The sequence below is a fragment of the Mycobacterium gordonae genome, from assembly GCF_001417955.2.
Taxonomy (GTDB): domain Bacteria; phylum Actinomycetota; class Actinomycetes; order Mycobacteriales; family Mycobacteriaceae; genus Mycobacterium; species Mycobacterium gordonae_B.
Window position 1 is genome coordinate 48971 of sequence record NZ_LKTM01000372.1, and the last position, 16345, is coordinate 65315.

At 65.2% G+C, this 16345-nt stretch carries 28 protein-coding genes, 4 tRNA genes and 2 pseudogenes; 30 read left to right on the forward strand and 4 right to left on the reverse strand.

The features are described from left to right. Positions 1 to 3: 3 nt before the first annotated feature. Positions 4 to 231, forward strand: coding sequence for a helix-turn-helix transcriptional regulator (locus AO501_RS30990; RefSeq protein ID WP_156452891.1), 228 nt, complete (start codon positions 4 to 6; stop codon positions 229 to 231). A gap of 177 nt (positions 232 to 408) precedes the next feature. Next, positions 409 to 1275, forward strand: a pseudogene (locus tag AO501_RS40885) (tyrosine-type recombinase/integrase); the annotation flags it as partial. 146 nt (positions 1276 to 1421) lie between these two features. Here the strand turns inward: AO501_RS40885 and AO501_RS30995 are convergent. From AO501_RS30995 to AO501_RS31005, 3 genes are all read right to left on the reverse strand, one after another. Then, positions 1422 to 1498 (reverse strand) — tRNA-Phe (locus tag AO501_RS30995). A 33-nt stretch (positions 1499 to 1531) separates the two neighbouring features. Beyond that, positions 1532 to 1608: transfer RNA gene (locus AO501_RS31000), tRNA-Asp, on the reverse strand. Positions 1609 to 1648: 40 nt separating this feature from the next. Beyond that, positions 1649 to 1721: transfer RNA gene (locus AO501_RS31005), tRNA-Glu, on the reverse strand. 125 nt (positions 1722 to 1846) lie between these two features. Here AO501_RS31005 and AO501_RS31010 point away from each other — a divergent pair. Next, a tRNA-Lys gene (locus AO501_RS31010) sits at positions 1847 to 1922 on the forward strand. A 113-nt stretch (positions 1923 to 2035) separates the two neighbouring features. On the opposite strand, the pseudogene AO501_RS40890 reads toward AO501_RS31010, so the two are convergent. Continuing rightward, positions 2036 to 2203: pseudogene (locus AO501_RS40890) on the reverse strand (helix-turn-helix domain-containing protein); the annotation flags it as partial. A 91-nt stretch (positions 2204 to 2294) separates the two neighbouring features. Here AO501_RS40890 and AO501_RS40430 point away from each other — a divergent pair. The 27 genes from AO501_RS40430 to AO501_RS37520 all read left to right on the forward strand — a co-directional run bounded on the left by AO501_RS40430 (position 2295) and on the right by AO501_RS37520 (position 16332). After that, complete coding sequence (locus AO501_RS40430; protein WP_082658945.1) at positions 2295 to 2495, forward strand: excisionase family DNA-binding protein; 201 nt, start codon at positions 2295 to 2297, stop codon at positions 2493 to 2495. Beyond that, positions 2492 to 3286 carry a phage regulatory protein/antirepressor Ant gene (locus tag AO501_RS31015; RefSeq protein WP_055581404.1) on the forward strand — a complete coding sequence of 265 codons (795 nt, stop codon included), beginning with the start codon at positions 2492 to 2494 and terminating at the stop codon, positions 3284 to 3286. The genes AO501_RS40430 and AO501_RS31015 overlap by 4 nt, the downstream gene beginning before the upstream one ends. Next, positions 3283 to 3816 (forward strand): hypothetical protein, encoded by a 534-nt coding sequence (locus AO501_RS37515; RefSeq protein WP_156452878.1) that lies wholly within the window; start codon positions 3283 to 3285, stop codon positions 3814 to 3816. The genes AO501_RS31015 and AO501_RS37515 overlap by 4 nt, the downstream gene beginning before the upstream one ends. Next, a complete protein-coding gene (locus AO501_RS31025; protein ID WP_055581406.1) occupies positions 3813 to 4019 on the forward strand; it encodes a hypothetical protein in 207 nt (68 codons plus the stop codon). The genes AO501_RS37515 and AO501_RS31025 overlap by 4 nt, the downstream gene beginning before the upstream one ends. After that, positions 4016 to 4282 (forward strand): glutaredoxin domain-containing protein, encoded by a 267-nt coding sequence (locus AO501_RS31030; RefSeq protein ID WP_055581407.1) that lies wholly within the window; start codon positions 4016 to 4018, stop codon positions 4280 to 4282. The genes AO501_RS31025 and AO501_RS31030 overlap by 4 nt, the downstream gene beginning before the upstream one ends. Then, positions 4279 to 4503, forward strand: a complete 225-nt coding sequence (locus AO501_RS31035) for a hypothetical protein (RefSeq protein WP_055581408.1) — start codon at positions 4279 to 4281, stop codon at positions 4501 to 4503. The genes AO501_RS31030 and AO501_RS31035 overlap by 4 nt, the downstream gene beginning before the upstream one ends. After that, positions 4503 to 4682 carry a hypothetical protein gene (locus AO501_RS31040; RefSeq protein WP_055581409.1) on the forward strand — a complete coding sequence of 60 codons (180 nt, stop codon included), beginning with the start codon at positions 4503 to 4505 and terminating at the stop codon, positions 4680 to 4682. The genes AO501_RS31035 and AO501_RS31040 overlap by 1 nt, the downstream gene beginning before the upstream one ends. Beyond that, positions 4679 to 4945: a hypothetical protein gene (locus AO501_RS31045; protein WP_055581410.1), complete on the forward strand. Its 267-nt coding sequence runs from the start codon at positions 4679 to 4681 to the stop codon at positions 4943 to 4945. Before AO501_RS31040 ends, AO501_RS31045 begins: the two co-directional genes overlap by 4 nt. After that, the gene (locus AO501_RS31050; protein ID WP_055581411.1) at positions 4942 to 5646 is read left to right on the forward strand and encodes a hypothetical protein; all 705 of its coding nucleotides are present in this window, start codon (positions 4942 to 4944) and stop codon (positions 5644 to 5646) included. The genes AO501_RS31045 and AO501_RS31050 overlap by 4 nt, the downstream gene beginning before the upstream one ends. Positions 5647 to 6126: 480 nt before the next feature. Next, the gene (locus AO501_RS39840; RefSeq protein ID WP_231752670.1) at positions 6127 to 6741 is read left to right on the forward strand and encodes a hypothetical protein; all 615 of its coding nucleotides are present in this window, start codon (positions 6127 to 6129) and stop codon (positions 6739 to 6741) included. Between the two features lie 81 nt (positions 6742 to 6822). Beyond that, the gene (locus AO501_RS31060; RefSeq protein ID WP_231752671.1) at positions 6823 to 7431 is read left to right on the forward strand and encodes an exonuclease domain-containing protein; all 609 of its coding nucleotides are present in this window, start codon (positions 6823 to 6825) and stop codon (positions 7429 to 7431) included. Further along, entirely contained in the window at positions 7428 to 7886 is a 459-nt protein-coding gene (locus AO501_RS31065; RefSeq protein WP_055581413.1) for a hypothetical protein, read from the forward strand. The genes AO501_RS31060 and AO501_RS31065 overlap by 4 nt, the downstream gene beginning before the upstream one ends. Further along, a complete protein-coding gene (locus AO501_RS31070; protein WP_055581414.1) occupies positions 7883 to 8188 on the forward strand; it encodes a hypothetical protein in 306 nt (101 codons plus the stop codon). The genes AO501_RS31065 and AO501_RS31070 overlap by 4 nt, the downstream gene beginning before the upstream one ends. A gap of 115 nt (positions 8189 to 8303) precedes the next feature. Next, positions 8304 to 8591, forward strand: a complete 288-nt coding sequence (locus AO501_RS31075) for a WhiB family transcriptional regulator (protein ID WP_063892963.1) — start codon at positions 8304 to 8306, stop codon at positions 8589 to 8591. 121 nt (positions 8592 to 8712) lie between these two features. Continuing rightward, a complete protein-coding gene (locus tag AO501_RS31080; protein WP_055581415.1) occupies positions 8713 to 9387 on the forward strand; it encodes a lambda exonuclease family protein in 675 nt (224 codons plus the stop codon). 16 nt (positions 9388 to 9403) lie between these two features. Further along, a complete protein-coding gene (locus tag AO501_RS31085; RefSeq protein ID WP_055581416.1) occupies positions 9404 to 10231 on the forward strand; it encodes a hypothetical protein in 828 nt (275 codons plus the stop codon). Beyond that, positions 10228 to 10413, forward strand: a complete 186-nt coding sequence (locus tag AO501_RS39845; RefSeq protein ID WP_055581417.1) for a hypothetical protein — start codon at positions 10228 to 10230, stop codon at positions 10411 to 10413. Before AO501_RS31085 ends, AO501_RS39845 begins: the two co-directional genes overlap by 4 nt. Beyond that, positions 10410 to 10640: a hypothetical protein gene (locus AO501_RS31095; protein WP_055581418.1), complete on the forward strand. Its 231-nt coding sequence runs from the start codon at positions 10410 to 10412 to the stop codon at positions 10638 to 10640. The genes AO501_RS39845 and AO501_RS31095 overlap by 4 nt, the downstream gene beginning before the upstream one ends. 6 nt (positions 10641 to 10646) lie before the next feature. Next, entirely contained in the window at positions 10647 to 11114 is a 468-nt protein-coding gene (locus tag AO501_RS31100) for a hypothetical protein (RefSeq protein ID WP_055581419.1), read from the forward strand. Next, the gene (locus AO501_RS40895; protein ID WP_055581420.1) at positions 11114 to 11569 is read left to right on the forward strand and encodes an HNH endonuclease; all 456 of its coding nucleotides are present in this window, start codon (positions 11114 to 11116) and stop codon (positions 11567 to 11569) included. The genes AO501_RS31100 and AO501_RS40895 overlap by 1 nt, the downstream gene beginning before the upstream one ends. After that, a complete protein-coding gene (locus AO501_RS31110) occupies positions 11569 to 13101 on the forward strand; it encodes a DNA cytosine methyltransferase (RefSeq protein ID WP_055581421.1) in 1533 nt (510 codons plus the stop codon). The genes AO501_RS40895 and AO501_RS31110 overlap by 1 nt, the downstream gene beginning before the upstream one ends. Beyond that, entirely contained in the window at positions 13098 to 13346 is a 249-nt protein-coding gene (locus tag AO501_RS31115) for a hypothetical protein (protein WP_055581422.1), read from the forward strand. Before AO501_RS31110 ends, AO501_RS31115 begins: the two co-directional genes overlap by 4 nt. After that, positions 13339 to 14427, forward strand: a complete 1089-nt coding sequence (locus tag AO501_RS31120; RefSeq protein ID WP_055581423.1) for a DUF5131 family protein — start codon at positions 13339 to 13341, stop codon at positions 14425 to 14427. Before AO501_RS31115 ends, AO501_RS31120 begins: the two co-directional genes overlap by 8 nt. A gap of 288 nt (positions 14428 to 14715) precedes the next feature. After that, a complete protein-coding gene (locus tag AO501_RS31125) occupies positions 14716 to 15393 on the forward strand; it encodes a hypothetical protein (protein ID WP_055581424.1) in 678 nt (225 codons plus the stop codon). Next, positions 15386 to 15700 carry a hypothetical protein gene (locus AO501_RS31130; protein WP_055581425.1) on the forward strand — a complete coding sequence of 105 codons (315 nt, stop codon included), beginning with the start codon at positions 15386 to 15388 and terminating at the stop codon, positions 15698 to 15700. Before AO501_RS31125 ends, AO501_RS31130 begins: the two co-directional genes overlap by 8 nt. Beyond that, positions 15693 to 16109, forward strand: a complete 417-nt coding sequence (locus AO501_RS31135; protein ID WP_055581426.1) for a hypothetical protein — start codon at positions 15693 to 15695, stop codon at positions 16107 to 16109. The genes AO501_RS31130 and AO501_RS31135 overlap by 8 nt, the downstream gene beginning before the upstream one ends. After that, the gene (locus AO501_RS37520) at positions 16102 to 16332 is read left to right on the forward strand and encodes a hypothetical protein (RefSeq protein ID WP_156452879.1); all 231 of its coding nucleotides are present in this window, start codon (positions 16102 to 16104) and stop codon (positions 16330 to 16332) included. Before AO501_RS31135 ends, AO501_RS37520 begins: the two co-directional genes overlap by 8 nt. Positions 16333 to 16345 lie beyond the last annotated feature (13 nt).

Consider the following 16345-nt stretch of genomic DNA (forward strand, 5'->3'; position numbering starts at 1 on the left):
GACATGAAATCTTCCGACACCGCGGGGACCGCGGCGGGGGCGTTTCCAACGCTTCTGACGGCGGAGCAGGTGGCCGATCTGATCGGCGTATCCGCCGCGACGGTAAGCCGGTGGGGCGCACTGCGCGACCAAGGCGAAGAAGTGGGGTCACCCTGCTACACGCTGTCCGACCGCGTAAGACGTTGGGATGCAGCGGAAGTGCGCACATGGCTCCACCAGGTGCGCCGCTAGATGGCCGGCTCAACACCGCGTGGCATCAGAAAGCGCATCAATTCGGACGGCCAGGCGCGCTACCAAGTGCGCTACCTCGTGCGCGACCCAGACTCGAAGTCGGGATGGGTTGAAACGTCGGCCACGTTCGCCACTTTGCGAGAAGCGCGGGCGTTCAAGGCCGAACGCGATGGAGAAATGGCTATCGGCGCCAGACGCTTCGACCCCCGACTCGGCCGTGCCAGTCTTTCCGTCATCTGGACGCAATTCAGCGCATCGAAACACCCGGCCGTATCACCCAAGACTTGGAGCGGTTACAGCCAACATTGGGAACTCCGCATCGGTCCGCGCTTCGGCCATGTCCCGGTTGACGAGATCACCCGCGAGGATGTTCAGCAGTTCATCGGTAGCCTCACCGTCGGCCCGTGGGCAAAAGTCGCCACGCTGCGCCTTCTGCGGTCAATTCTCGACATGGCCCGCGATGACGGCCGAATTCACACCAACCCCGCCCAGGGAGTGTCATCCGGGCGAATGCCCGTACGAGAACGCCACCGCTACCTCACGGCCGGCGAAGTTTTCGCCCTGGCAGCGGCATGCGGCGACCAGGGCGACATCGTCACGATCTTGGCCTTCACTGGACTTCGCTGGTCCGAACTGGTCGGCCTCCGCGTCGGCGACATCGACCTAGCTTCGTGTCGCCTCTTCGTACGCCAGGCCGCACCGGAAGTAGAAGGCCGAATAATCGTCGGCCCACCGAAGACTCGCGCCGCGGTCAGAACCGTCCCACTCCCCCAAGTCGTCATCGACGCACTCAAGCCACGAATTGCCGGCCGCTCACCCAAAGAACAAGCGATCACCTCACCGAATGGCGGCTTCCTGCGGTCCAACAACTGGCGCAGACACACCCACTGGAACGAAGCCCTCGAGGAAACCGAACTTGCGCCCCTAACGATCCACGACCTCAGACACACCTACGCCAGCCTGGCCCGGGCATCAGGCGCCGACCTTCGCTACGTCCAGAAAACAATGGGGCATTCGACACCGACCGTCACCGCGAATATCTACAGCGACCTCTACTCAGACGAACTCGATCACGTAGCCGCGAACCTTGACCGGCTCTGCAACTCCGTCGCCGACCAGGTGAGCGGACAGGAACCGGACAAGACAATCCATCCAAAGAGTGCTGTCACCGTGTCTAAGCAGGTCAAACCTGGTGGCCAGGGGCGGGATCGAACCGCCGACCTTCCGCTTTTCAGGCGGACGCTCGTACCGACTGAGCTACCTGGCCGGAAGCCGGCAGGCAGCATGTGCCTCGCCGTGCTGGCGACCCTGACGGGACTCGAACCCGCGACCTCCGCCGTGACAGGGCGGCGCGCTAACCAACTGCGCCACAGGGCCTTGCTCTACTGCTCTGCTCCGCGGGCGACCGCGTAGCCAGTACCCCCTACGGGATTCGAACCCGCGCTACCGCCTTGAAAGGGCGGCGTCCTAGGCCGCTAGACGAAGGGGGCCAGAACCGAATCTCTCCGGGGCACTCGCAACGCGATTACTGTTGGGAGCCAAGCCAGCTTAGGTCACCCCGGCCCCAATCCTCAAACGAGCCCTCCGCCGGCACCCAGTATTGTGATTCTCCGCTGCCCCTATAGCTCAGTTGGTAGAGCTACGGACTTTTAATCCGCAGGTCGTAGGTTCGAGTCCTACTGGGGGCACCACCAGGGCCGTTGTCGTCGCCGGTGGGCGGTTCAGTGTCGAACCACCACCACAGCGGCGTTCCGGTCATTGCCTTGATGCGCCGGGCGATCGTCCGCAGGTCTTTGACGTGATTGCGGTCACTTTCCCACGCCATGTAGGTCGATGGGTTCACCTGTAGTCGCTCGGCGAACTCTTCTTGGCTCAGCCTGAGGTGCCGACGCACCTTCCGCAGCTTGTCGCCATCTGTCCACTCGGGGACGAATTCAGGGGCGGCATCTGTGCTCATACCGTCAGTATTCATTCGCACTCAAGTGTTGTCAATCGCGATCAATAGTACGGATACCTACGCGTGTCGCTTGACGCCGTAAGTATGCGTATGTAAGTGTCTGTCCATGCCGGAAAGTACGGATACTTACTCCCCAGATGATCTCGTAACATCCTCGGAAGCCGCTGCCCTAGGCCGTGTCTCCAAGGTGACGATCCTGCGTGCGGTCAAGGCCGGACGCCTCACCCCCTTGCGCACCCCTGGCGGTCACTTCCGCTTCCGCCGCGCTGATGTCGAGGCCCTGCTCAGTGCCGAGGCCGGGGCATGAGCGGCTTCGCAGAGCTGGAACAGGCCAGCCCCATCGTCCAGGTCACAAACGGCGTGCCGACGACGACATCCATGCGCGTCGCCAACGGCACCCGCAATGAGCACGCCTCTGTCCTCCGATTGATCCGGGACAACCTGGCTGATTTCGAGGAGTTCGGAGGGGTCGGATTTGAAATCGCACCCTTTGACACCGCGGGCGGCGTGCAACGGCGCGAGGTCGCAGTCCTCAACGAGGAGCACGCAACCCTGCTGTTGACCTACATGCGCAACAACGAGGTCGTGAAGGACTTCAAGAAGCGGTTGGTCCGCGAGTTCTCCCGGCTGCGTCGCGAGGCCGAGACCCGCCCAACCTTCGACCCGGCCAGCCTTACCCGCGCCGAAATCCTGACAATGGCGCTCAACGCCGAGAACGAGCGCCTGGCCCTGGAAGCCCAGAACAAGGTGCTGGCCCCGAAGGCCGAGGCGTACGACAGCTTCCTTGATGCGACCGGTAAGTACGCAGTCGGCGCGGTCGCCCAGATGCTCGGCACCTCGCAGAACAAACTCTTCCGGGAGCTGCGCAACCGGCACGTGTTCATCGCGTCCGGCTCGCGGCGCAACACCCCGTACCAGCAGTACGCGCACCACTTCGAGGTCATCCCGCACGAGTTCGAGCGCAGCAACGGGGAGATGGGCTGCTCCTACACCACCTACGTCCAGCCCAGCGGCATCGACTTTATTCGTAAGAAGTTGGGGCTGCCGACGATTGACCCGCTGCCGATGGGTGTCGGTGACGACAGGAGCGCCTCATGACCGCCGACGCCGCCAACGCCGGAGCCCGCGATCTGCTCGGTGGGCTGTACCCCTTCCAGCGCGCGATCGACGGCGTAGCTCGTTGCCTGACCCGTCTCACGGTCATCCCGGCCCCTCCCGAGCCTCCCAGCGAAGATCGCATCCGCGAGATTGTCCGCGAGGAGTTGGCCCGCGCGCTACCGGTCAACGATGTCCGGGACACCCCCGAAGGTCCGCTCGATGAACACGGGGATGCCGGGGCCGACGGTGAAGACCCAGCGCCGGTTTGGGAAGTTGACATCTCCATTGCGAACCCCATTGGTCGCCCTCACCACACCCAGGGCGCCCGTGTCAACGGCCTTACTCAACGCATCCTCAAGCGCGTCCGCAACCTGCGTGGGCACCTCGATCCGGTGGCCCGCGTAGTACACGACGTCTCCCATCAAACTTCTCCTTCGCATAACGGTCTCGACAGCCTGAGCGTAGGAGACGGCCCGGCCACCGGCGGTGATCCCGCCGGGCCGGGCCACCCCAAGGGCGGTGCCCAGTGACCCGCGCCGCCGTCCACTTCCGCTGCATCATCGTCGCCACCCTGGCCACGCTGTGCTTCTTCGTGACCTTCGTCCTCGGTATGGACGGGCCCGCCACTGTCGCGGCCGTCGTCGTCGCCCTGGCGCTCGGCGGCGCGATCTGGGCTCACCACCTTGAGCACGAGCACGAGCGCCGCATGCGGGAGCGGGAGGGGCTGCGATGAGCGCCTCCGCCGTCACGGTCTACACGCGCACCCTGGCCACCACCGAGAAGTGCTACCAGTGCGAGGCCACCAAGCGCCGGCTCACCGCGAAGGGCATTTCGTTCACCGAGGTTGACATCGACGCCGACCCGCTCACGCGCGAGGCGCTGGCCTACATGGGCTACACCGGCATCCCGGTTGTGGTGGCCGCGACGGCGACCGGCGAGCAGCACTGGGCGGGGTACCGGCCAGACCGCATCGACGCGCTGGCGGTGGCGGCATGAGCGTCACCCTGTACGCCCTCCCCGGCAAGCACACCCCCTCGGTGCGCACCCGCTCGCACCTGGCCAAGCTCGGCATCGAGTTCACCGAATTGCCACTGGACGGTTTCAAAGCCCAGTGGGCGCAGTCGCAGGGACTGACGTCCATGCCGATCGTCGTGGCCGAGGGTCACCAGCCGTGGTGCGGGTACCAGCCGGAGCTGCTCGACGGGCTGGTGTCGTGATGGCCGCCGGGACCGATGACTGCTTCGCGGTGGTGACCAACAGTCTCGCGGCGTACTTCGCCGCGATCGGTGCCGACATCGTTGGCGTGCGCGCGAGTGACATTGAGCCGAAACCGTTTCAGCCGATTGTCACTGATTGGTCCGAGCACGTGCACGACGCGGTGGGCGGTGCCGAATGAGCACGAGTGTGAACAAGTGGCGCGTCACCAAGCGGCGCGGCCGGTGGATGGTTCGCCGCCCGGATGGCGGCCACCTCGGAGCGTTCTACACCTGGCACGAGGCGATTGCGCAGGTCCGCTCGCGACTGGTCAAGTCGCCCGCCGCCTCGGCTGGTGCCTACTTCGACCGGCGGGGCGAATGGGACCACGACGCCGCCGTCTGGCATCAGGCGTTCGGGTTCGTCGGCCCGGTGCGCTGCGAAACGACGGGCGGTGCCGAATGAGCATCTTCTCAACCCTGCGCGCCCTGGCTGACCTCGCCTGTGACATTGGGCCCGCGCTGCGCCGGTTCGCCGCGCCGGTGCCGGACGACGCCGACCCGTACTCCGAGCGGCTGGCGCGGGCGCACGCCGAACTGCCGGGCGCGGACTGCGGGCTGGGCGAGGCGGATGAGTGCCTGTGCGACCCCGGCGGCGGGCTGTCGTGCGATACCTGCAGCAGCATTGCCGACATCGGCGCCGAAGCGCTGACGGAGCAGCTCGGCGTTGAGTCGATATTCCGCTCCGGTGGCCAGACGTCCGAGATGGGGCCGCGCCCGAAGCTGTCCGTGGCTCGACCGCCTTCCGCCGCCGACGAACCCGCCTTCATCGCGTGGCTCGCATCCGTGGACGCGCGCCTGGCCGCTATCCAGAACCATCTGACCTCCGCAGCGCCGGGCGCCACCTTCACGCCCGATGCCGCTCCGGAGAGCCCCGCGCCGCCCGTCCCGGAGGCTGGCGCGGGGCAGCCGGGCTTGCCGTGGTGCGCGGCCGAGATGCGGCAGGTGGCCGACATCCTGGCCACCACCGATTCACCGTTCGCGCTCGGCTACGCCAACGATTTACGCGCCGCTGCCGCAACACATTCGGCGACTCTCGGTCAGGACCCTGCTTCTGTTCATGACCGCACCATGAGGCAACGACACAACGAAGGCCGGGGCCAGTGATGAGGCCGCCGTGGTATTTCGAGTGCGGTTGGTGGTCGCCGTGGTGCTTAGTGGATGAGTGGGCGCACCGAATCGTGAACCTATTCCGCAGGTCTGAAACCGATTGTGGCGAACTGCCTGGACTGTTCAGAGGCGTTTGCGGGCGGCACGACAACGCCGTTGTCCGCTACTACGAAGCCCGGGAGCAGTGATGGCCTGGACTGAGAACGTCACTTGCTCCCGTTGCGGAGCCTTCGACTGGGAGGTCCAGGACGGGCAATGGACTTGCGGCTGCGGCAAAGCGATGAGTCTCGCTGAAATCGCTGACTACCACGCCGCACTCGACGCCCTCAATTAAATGCGGCTCCGGCTGCGTGAACAGCCGGAGCCAACCACAACAGAAAGGCAGTCCCCCCCATGACTCTTGACCTTGACCGCATCACCCACCCCCTCCGCCTGGCCAGGGGCTCACACCAGCGCGGCTCCGGCAAAGGTTGTGCCATGAACGTGATTTCGTACATCAACGGTGATGTGGAGATCACCGATTTTCCGGAGTGTTCCGCGCGGCCGCTGGCGCGGCTGGTGCAGGCGCTGAATGACCGTCTCGCGGGACCGGATGGGTTCCTGTCGCCGGAGAACAGTGTCACCGTCATCGACCTCGGGTGGAAGACAGTCGGCACTGCGGACACCCCAGGGACGGTGGTGTGGCGGTGGCTAGCGGATTTGTTGGTGGACCCTGAGATGGGTGTGGTGCGTTACGCGCGCCCCGATAGTGCTGGGGCGATTCGGAGGGTGGCTGCGCTGTGCGTGCGGGAGTCGGTGGGTGATGTGGTGTCGCGCGCCGAGTGGAATGAGGCAGCCGCACCCGCATACGCAGCCGCAGAAGAACCCGCAGCCGCAGCCGCAGCCGCAGACGCAGACGCAGCCGCAGCCGCATACGCATACGCAGCCGCATACGCAGACGCAGCCGCATACGCAGCCGCAGACGCAGCCGCAGCCGCACGAATTGAGTTCACCCGCTGGGCCATCCAGCGTTGGCGCGACCTCGCCGAACTCGACAACACGCCCGTCGACGCAGACGCAGTCAACAACGCACTAGCCGACATCGCCAAGTAAGCAGCCCCCGGCCGCTGTCACGACCGAGGGCCAACCCAACAGAGAAAGGGCTCTGATGAGCACTAGTAACGATATCCGACTATGGGCGGTGGTGTCGTGACGCGCCAACTCGTAGTTTGCGACGTGGAGACAACCGGCCTAACGCCCGGCCTGCACCTACCCATCGAGGTCGCGGCGGTCAACGTCACTACTGGCGAAGAGCTGCACTTCGTGCCGAAAGTCCCCAAGGGCACGTTCGACAACGCCGCCGATGAGGCGCTGCAGATCAACCGCTACTTCGAACGCGGCCTGTTTAAGCAGCGGCCAGAAATGTGGGAAGCGACCGATGGCGACTACTGCAATCTGTGGATGATGCTGTCGGGCAACACCTTCGCTGGCTCCAATCCTGCATTCGACGCCACGATGGTCACGGCCGGATTCTCTGCGGTGCGCGATCGTGGCGAGCGTGGTTTAACGCGAATGCCGTTCGTGCGCGAGCCCTGGCACCACCGCCTAGCCGACCTCGCCGCCTACGCCGGCCCTGCACTGCTGCTGGCGCCGAATGAGCTGGTCGGCCTGGCGCAGATCTGCGAGCGGCTCGGCGTCAAGAACGAGGACGAGCACACGGCACTGGGTGACGCGCGGGCCGCGGCGAAGTGCTTCCGCATCCTGACCGAGCACTACGGCAAGCGGATGGAGCCGGTGAAATGACCGTGATCCGTGGCTGGACTGCCGCTCTCGCCCAACGGTATTCACCGACAGCGAGCCTTGAGCGCATCGCCACCCGCATCTTCGCCGAGCTGGACCCGGCCAACCCGACACACCGCGCGGTCGCTGAGGCAGTGCTGATCCTGGCCCCGTACTACCCACTGGCCGAGCAGGTGTTGGCGATCAACGCGGGGCTGTTCGCGCTCGACTTCGACGAGGCCGAGGTGGATATCGCGTTGTGGCGGGCAGAGATTGAGGCGCGGGTCATGACCATCTACATGGGCGAAGTCGGCCCCAATCCCCGCCGCATCGAGGTCATTCCGGAGACGCCCCCCGTGCGCCGTCCAGCACCGACACCAGCGCCAGCACCGGCGACACCGGCCCCGGCGCGCGAGCTAGCAATCTGTGGCGCGTCCGCGATGCTGACGCGGCGAAACTTGCGGAGGGTCGGCGCATGAACGACAAGCTGCAAACCCCAACGCCCGAAGAGGTTCGCACCGCCGCCGACACCGTCCAGGCGCTCAGCGTCAGCATGGACATGCCGCACCCCGATGTGCACTGGCGGCCGAGCGAGCTGCGCGCTGAGGCTGAGCGGATTGAGCAGGATGCGCGCGAGGAAGCTGAGCGGCAGAACCAAACCGCCTCGCTTGGACAAGCGCTCGAAATCATCTACCGCCCGTTTACCAGCGCCGAGACGCCGCACTTCGTTCTCGCGAAGGCGCTCATCGAAGACGGCTGGCACAAAAGCGATCCCGCATGATCACCACCGCCGAGCTATTCCTTGCCCTCTGCTGCGAATGTGGTTGCGGCCGTTGGATGCAGACGTCGCGGCTGGCTGAGTTGTGGTTGCGCTTTCACCCGTGTGGTGGCGAACTGTGAGCACGCTACCCGGCCAGGCGCTGATTGCCGATCCTCCGTACCCACACGGCACCCTCGACTGGCAGGCCCAGGCGTTGTGCCGGCGCACCACACCCGATCTGCTGCAGGCGTTCTTTCCGGGCAGGGGCAAGCGGCACGACACCGCGAAGGACATCTGCTCTGTCTGCGAAGTGACCGCGGAGTGTCTCGCGTTCGCGATCGCGAACGACGAAATGCATGGGATCTGGGGTGGCAAGAATCCGCGCGAGCGCAGGAAGCTCGCCGAACTGAAAGCGGTGTCGTGATGGATTGGGAGACCTCCGAATGGGGCCGCGCCGTAAGCGATCTTAGTGAGTTTGACCGCGCGCTACACGACGACCCTCAGACATATGACGACACGATGACCCCGGATGGAGTGCGCTGGCCATGACACTTACTGTGCACGAGAGCTTGATTCAAGGCTCCCAGGAATGGTTCGACCAACGGCGCGGGATCGTCACCGCCTCGGCTGTTGGCAAGCTCGTCACGCCGAAAACGATTCAGCCGGCCGACAACCCAGAGTCGCGCGGGATGGCGATGCTGCTGGCCGCCGAGCGCATCACCGGGTGGACCGATCCCACCTTCACCTCCGACGACATGTGGCGCGGCATCGAAGACGAGCCGCGGGCGCGCGCGAAGTATGCCGAGCACTACGCGCCGGTTGCCGAAGCCGGGTTCATGGTCGAGGACCGTTGGGGGTTCCGAATCGGCTACTCGCCCGATGGACTCGTGGGCGACGACGGGCTGATCGAGATCAAATCGCGGCGGTCCAAGGTGCAATTGGCCACCATCCTCGCCGACCAGGTTCCCGCCGAAAACATGGCCCAGCTTCAATGCGGGCTCCTGGTGTCGGGCCGCAAGTGGATCGACTACGTGAGCTACTGCGGCGGAATGCCCTTGTACGTGACCCGGGTCTATCCGATCGAGGCATGGCACGAAGCAATCCTGAACGCAGTCAGTGCTTTTGAGGAGGTGGTGGCCAACATGGTGCGCACCTACAACGCCTCCATCGAAGGGCTACACATGACCGATCGACCTGCCGAACTAGAGATCATGATCTGAGAAAGGTTGCTTGACAATGGATCTTGCAGAAACCATCATCCCGCGATCTGACCAGATCAACAGTGAAGACCTGCTTACCGGACCCCGAACCATCACCATCACTGCGGTCAAGCGCGGTACCGACGAGCAGCCGGTAGACATCGTCACCGCCGAGTTTGGCCCGGCTAGGCCCTATAAGCCTTCAAAAACGATGCGCCGCGTGCTGGTCGCCGCATGGGGCACCGACGCACAGGCTTACGTCGGACGCCGCCTGGTCATCTACCGCGATCCTGAGATCACCTTTGGCAAGGACAAGGTCGGTGGCATCCGCATCAGTGCGATGTCGGATATCTCCGCCCGGTTGTCGGTGGCGTTGACGGTCACTCGCGGCCGGCGTGCCCCGTTCATTGTCGAGCCGCTGCCCAGCGCTGGCATCACCGCCGCCGACGCCGCCGACTTCGAGCGCCGCATTGCCGACGCCAACACGATTCAAGACCTCGACGCGATCGGCCGGGATCTCAAGGCGCGCGACCTCGGCAGCCACCGCGGGCACCTGCAATCCGCCTGGAAGGACCGCCGCGCCGCTGTCACAAGCTCCGTTTCATCGCCACAAAAAGAGGACGCAGGGAAGGCCGAGGCGGCAGCAGACGTCGCCCCGGCCGAGCCATCGCCCGCCGACGTGACGATGGCAACCCCCCAGCAACTCAAGCGCCTCAACGCGATTCGCCAGGCCGAGAAGTGGGAGGCCGACGACGAATGGCGGGCCTACGTCCAGGCCCTGACTGGCGCCGAAGTCGCCGCTGACGGGCAGCTCACCGAGACACAGGCACAGGCGGTCATCGACGAGTTCGGAGCCGACCAGTGACCACCTTCCGCGCGCTTCTCGTCGCAGTATTTGCCGCACTCCTGCTCTCCGGATGCGCAACAGACGATTACGTCCAGGGTGGCTACATCGACGGCCCTGACCACGGTCGCAAGGTCTGGTGTGTCACCAGCGGATACGGCGTTGACTGCGACTGGCAGTCGTACCACCGGGGCGACAAATGACCGCCTTCCGCGACCGCCTCACCCCGACGCGCACACCCGCCGAGCACTTCGCCATCGCTGACCGCCTCGTCGGCGAACTCGACCAACTGCACGTGCACGAGCTGCAACTGCCCTACGCCAAGGCGAAGCTCGCGCTGGCCGATATTCACGCACGGCTCGCGGGGTGTACACCCCTCCATGTCGTCAACAACTCCGTTGTCGACAACCAGCCGACCGAAAGAAACTGACACACAATGGCTCTCATCACCGAAAACCCTGGCGGCCTGCCACCCGAAGAGAACACGCTGCGGGATATTCCGGACGATCTGCTCGGCCCCGCGCCGGCCACCATCCGCATGTCCGGCAAGGACATGCTCGTCATGGACCGGCCGCCGGAGATGGGCGAGTTCGTCAAGATGGAAGTGACGATGCGGTGCAAGAACGACGGCCGCACGCTGCTGGCCGATGGCGGGATCGAGCACTACCGCGTAATGAGTTTCGTCGCCGCCAAGGTCACCACCGAGCCCTACAAGCCCGAAGCCGAAGACACCCCGCCACCCAACGACGACCCGGCCATGATCGACGAGCACGGCAACATCCCCGACGACGAGCCGGAAGACGACGGCGGGCATAACGACCACGTGCACGTCGAGACCGAGCCGGATGACGACGGGCTCAACGAGTTTGATCCGGCGTTCAGCCACAACGGCGTCGCGGACTGATGCTGACCCTTACCGACCTGCCAACCAGGATTCACGGCAAGATCAACGCCGATGGACCGCTGCCAACCAACCCGCTGCGTCCTATAGCGGGCAAGTGCTGGCTTTTCGACTCCTGGCACAACTCAGCTGGTTATCCGTACATCAGCGTCGACGGGCGCGATCAGCCGGCACACCGCATTGTCTTCACACTCTTGACGGGGCAGGACATCAACGGACTGGACCTCGATCACGTGTGTCGAAATGCGGCCTGCGTTCGCCCATCACATCACGAAGCCGTCACTCACACCGAGAATATGAGGCGCCTCAGTCAAGCGCAGACCGCCTGCCGCAGAGCGGGCCACGACTGGACCAACCCACGCAATGTGCGGACACGGCCGAACGGCCGCCGCTACTGCGCCGAATGTGACCGAATCTACCTGCGGCAGCGATACGCGGCCAGAAAGGCTGCGAGATAATGACTTTGACGTTACTCGACATGTTTTGCGGAGCTGGGGGATCTAGTACCGGGGCTATCCAAGTGCCGGGCATCGAGGTTCGCGTAGCCAGCAACCATTGGCAACTCGCAGTCGAGACGCACGGCACGAACCACCCGAATGCCGATCACATCTGCGCCGACTTATCCCAGATCGACCCCCGCAGGTTCCCGCGCACCGAACTGTTATGGGCGTCGCCGGAATGCACTTCGCACAGCGTTGCCAGGGGAAAGAAGCGCGATGATGCGCAGCCGGACCTGTTCGGCGAAGTGCTGCCTGATGCCGCGGCCGAGCGGTCCCGGGCGACGATGTGGGACGTCCCGCGGTTCGCCGAGCACCACCGCTACCGCGCGGTGATCGTGGAGAACGTTGTCGACGCCTGGCATTGGCAGCCGTTCCAGGCGTGGCTGATGGCGATGGACAGCCTCGGGTACGAGCACCACGTGGTGTTCCTGAACTCCATGCACGCCCAGGCGCTCGGCCCGGGTGCACCGCAGTCGCGGGACCGGATGTACGTGGTGTTCTGGCGCAAGGGCAACCCCCGGCCCGAGTTGGAGCGGGTCACCGCGCCAGCCGCTGTCTGCCCGACCCACGGCCCGGTGCGGGCGCGGCAGGTGTTCAAGCGCGCCGACCGCGCGCCGTGGGGCCGCTACCGCCAGCAGTACGTCTACACCTGCCCGGTGCGGGGCTGCGTGACCGTCGTTGAGCCGCACTACCGTCCGGCCGCCGACATCATCGACTGGGCGCTGTTGGGCCAGCGGATCGGGGACCGGGCGAAGCCTCTTGCGGCGAAGACGTTGGCGCGTATCCAGGCGGGGATTGACCGGTATTGGGCTCCGCTGCTGGTGCCCGTTGAAGGGCGCGACGGCAAGCAGGCTGCGCCGGTTGATCAGCCGGTGCGCACGATGACGACGCGCAGCGAGACTGGGTTCCTTGTACCGACTGGCGGTACGTGGCGGGACCGCGCCACGGCCCTCGCTGATCCGGCGCCCACCCGCACAACACGGGAGAACGACGGCCTGGCGTTCATCGCCGAGTTGCGCGGCGGCGGCTCCAAGCACCGGCCGGTGTCCGACCCGCTGTGCACGGTAGTCGCCAACGGCAACCACCACGGCCTCGTCACGGCCTACTACGGCAACGGCACCACCCGGCCAACCAGCGACGCCCTGGCCACCGTCACCGCCACCGAGCGGCACGCGCTGCTGATGCGCAACAACAGCAGCAAGGGCGATGGGGCCGAGATGGTCACGCCCGCCAGCGAACCGGCCCGCACCGTCACCACCGCAGGCCACCAGTCGCTGCTGACCGCCGAACGGCCGACCATCGACCTCGACGATGTCCTGTTCCGGATGCTTGAGCCCCGCGAGATAGCCGCCGCGATGGACTTCCCAGGCACCTACCGCATCCTCGGCAACCGCCGCGAACAGGTCAGGCAGGCCGGGAACGCCGTAACACCGCCAGCCGCGCGGGATCTCGTCGGCGTCGTCGCTGAATCGCTGGGAGTCACGGCATGACCAACCTCCACTTCGCCGCCGCACTTTTCCCCCAGCACACGAAGGCCGGTGCCGACGCGCTACTCACGGCGGCCGACAACGCCGCCGCGGAAACCGCGCGCCTGCAACACTTCCGCACCCAAGTCGCCGAACTGCTCGGTATCCCGGCCAACGCGGAGGACACGTTCATCCTCAACGAACTCGACCACCTGTGCCGGCGGGCAGAGGAATGCCAGCACGACCACCAGGGGGCGCGGAATGGCTGACACGGCAATCGAATGGGCCGACCGCGTATGGAATCCCACCACGGGATGTGACCGCGTGTCACCTGGTTGCGATCACTGCTACGCGATGACGATGGCTAAGCGGCTCAAGGGCATGGGCTCGGCCAAGTATCAGCGCGACGGTGACCCGCGCACGTCCGGCCCCGGCTTCGGTGTCAGCGTCCACCCCGACGTGCTGGGCCTGCCGCTGAAATGGCGGAAACCGCAACGGATTTTCGTTAACTCGATGAGCGATTTGTTCCACGACCAGGTGCCTGACGAGTACATCGCCAAAGTGTTCGCCGTCATGGCGGTCGCGCGGCGGCATACGTTTCAGGTGCTCACCAAGCGGCACGGACGGATGCGAGCGGTGCTTTCAAAGCAGAGCTTTCCGGAGTTGGTAACCACCTGGGCTTGGCGCATACATGCAGGCGCTGCATTAGGGCTTCCGCATGGCAACAGCTCGTATTCTCGGACGGCTGTCGCGTGGCCGTTGCCGAACGTGTGGCTCGGTGTCTCGGCCGAGAATCAGCAGTGGGCCAACATCCGCATCCCCGCGCTGCTCGACACCCCTGCTGCGGTCAGGTTCGTCAGCGCGGAGCCGCTGCTGGGACCGATTGATCTAACCAGTTGGATTGGCTGCCCACACGATTCCCTCTCTGGGGTCGATCAGGAGCCGATCGCGAGTCCGACGAAGCGATGGCGCTGCGACCAATGCAGGGCCAGCGTCCTCGACGGCACCGTTACGAACGTTGGACTGCACTGGGTGATCACCGGCGGCGAGTCCGGCCCCGGCGCGCGGCCGGCACACCCCGACTGGTTCCGGTCCATCCGCGACCAATGCCAGGCGGTCGGAGTCGCCTACCTGCATAAGCAAAATGGTGAGTTTCGGCGTTGGCAGCTAAGCGATCAGCCGGGCCGCCTCCTTTATGTGCACCGCGAGACAGGTGCAATCACCGGAGATCCGTACGACAGCGGCGAGGCTTCCGGGCTGTGGACTGCCATGTGTCGCGTCGGCAAGCACCGCGCCGGCCGCGAGCTGGACGGCAGAACCTGGGATGGCTACCCGGGGGAGGCCAGCTGATGGACACCGTAGACGCAGTAGCGCAAGCGATTAGCGAGGCCTGCGGTTGCCGATGGGACCCCAAAAACGACCCGGAGATGTACATGTACTACCGGCGGGCTGCCACGCGGGCGCTGAATACTTTCGCCTCAGCAAGGGGGATTGTCGAAGAGCGCCGTGTCATGACTCCACAGGGCACATCTCGCGTCCTCCGTCCTGACGAAGGGGATCTCGGCGACCGACTACGCGGTCTCGGCTGGTGGATTGAGTCCCGGCTGGTGTCTGGGTGGGTACGGAAGGACAACACCAATGAGTGACGACATCATCGCCCGGGCCGAAGCCGCGCTGGAAGGCATCAGTCCCGGTCCGTGGAAAATCAGGTTCAACGGGCACTGGGCGCACGTCGTGATGACCCCAAACGGCTGCGTTTGGAACCCCGACACGGGGAAGGTCAACGACCGCCGCAATGGGGAGTTCATCGCTGCTGCCCGCCAGCTTGTCCCGGAGTTGGTTGCCGAGCTGAAAACCACACGCGAGTTCCGCTACAAGGTCGCCGACGCCGTCGGCTTCGTCGAATGCGTTGAGAGTGTCGGGAACGCGATCCTCGCGGATGACAACACGATCCTCGATTACGTTCGCGCGCACGCTGAAACGGCGCGGAAGCACGAGACGGAATGCCCCGTGTGGTGTGAAGCCCATGAACATTTCGAGCACGTTGATAGCTGCAAGGAATGCGGCGGGAGTGGCTGCGGACCGGGCACCGCTACCGGTGCTCACGAAGGCTGCGATGAATGTGGCGGCGATGGACGCGACCACGCCTTCGCCTACGTCCACGCGCCCGATGTCGAGGCCGAGCTGAAAACCACACGGGCGCAACTGCGGCAGGTCGGACGCCAACTCGGGTTGTTCCTTGAAGACGGTGAGCGGAACCGCGTCATCGTCGCGCTCGCAATCACCGACGGCACAGCAGAGGAGAACGATGCCTGATTTTGACCCAGACGACTATGACTCACCTGCGGCGTACGCGATCGCCACCGCCCATGCCGCGGTCGCTGACGTCGCACGGCCCGAGTTTGATTGGGCTATCGGCGGCGAGGACCGCGAAGATGGCCGCACCGAAACGGAGTACGCGGTTGAGCCGCGCCGTGGTGGTCATGCCTGCGCAGGTGACAGTGAGCTAGCTGGACCGATCGAAGATCTTGCCGACTTCGCTGATGGCGCCCGCATCATCGTCCGCGAAATCCACTACGGCCCTTGGCGATACGTCACACCCGAGGAGATCGAGAATGCCTGACGTCGTCCGCGTGAAACTCACCGAAGCACTGCGGGAACAGCACGCCATGTCTTACGACGGTGACGCCGCGATGTATTGGTGCGATTGCGGCAAGGCGGCCGGCGACTATCGCGACTGGGCCGACCACATGGTCGATGTGCTGCTGTCTCTGGAAGGTGTCGCCATCGTGGCACTACCGGAGCCCGACGACACCGGCAGCGGCCAGGGCGGTGAGTTCGACGCATGGTGGGGCCGATACCCCGATAACGATCCCCACCACGCACCGCGTTGGGACGGCCACGACGTGTGGGCAGAGCACGGCGAGGTCCACACCAGCGCGATTCACGAACACACGCCCGACCAGGCCCGCGCTCTCGCTGCTGTGCTCCTGGCTGCTGCTGACGCTGCAGAGGCGGTTACTGATGCCTGAGCGCCGCTACGTGTACCGCCTCGTTGTCGACCACTGGCCTACCCCCGACGGTAAGCCGTTCGCCGACCAGCCGCTGAATTGGTGGGAAGTCATCGCCGCCTGCGCAAGCAGCAAGCACGCCGACCCCGACTGCGCCTGCCCCACTTGGCTGCGGCGAGGTGGAGCACAGCGCCGGACGGCCGCGGTGCGACAACTGCCATCGGGCGCATGTGACGCCGGTTGAGCCGGGACTTCAA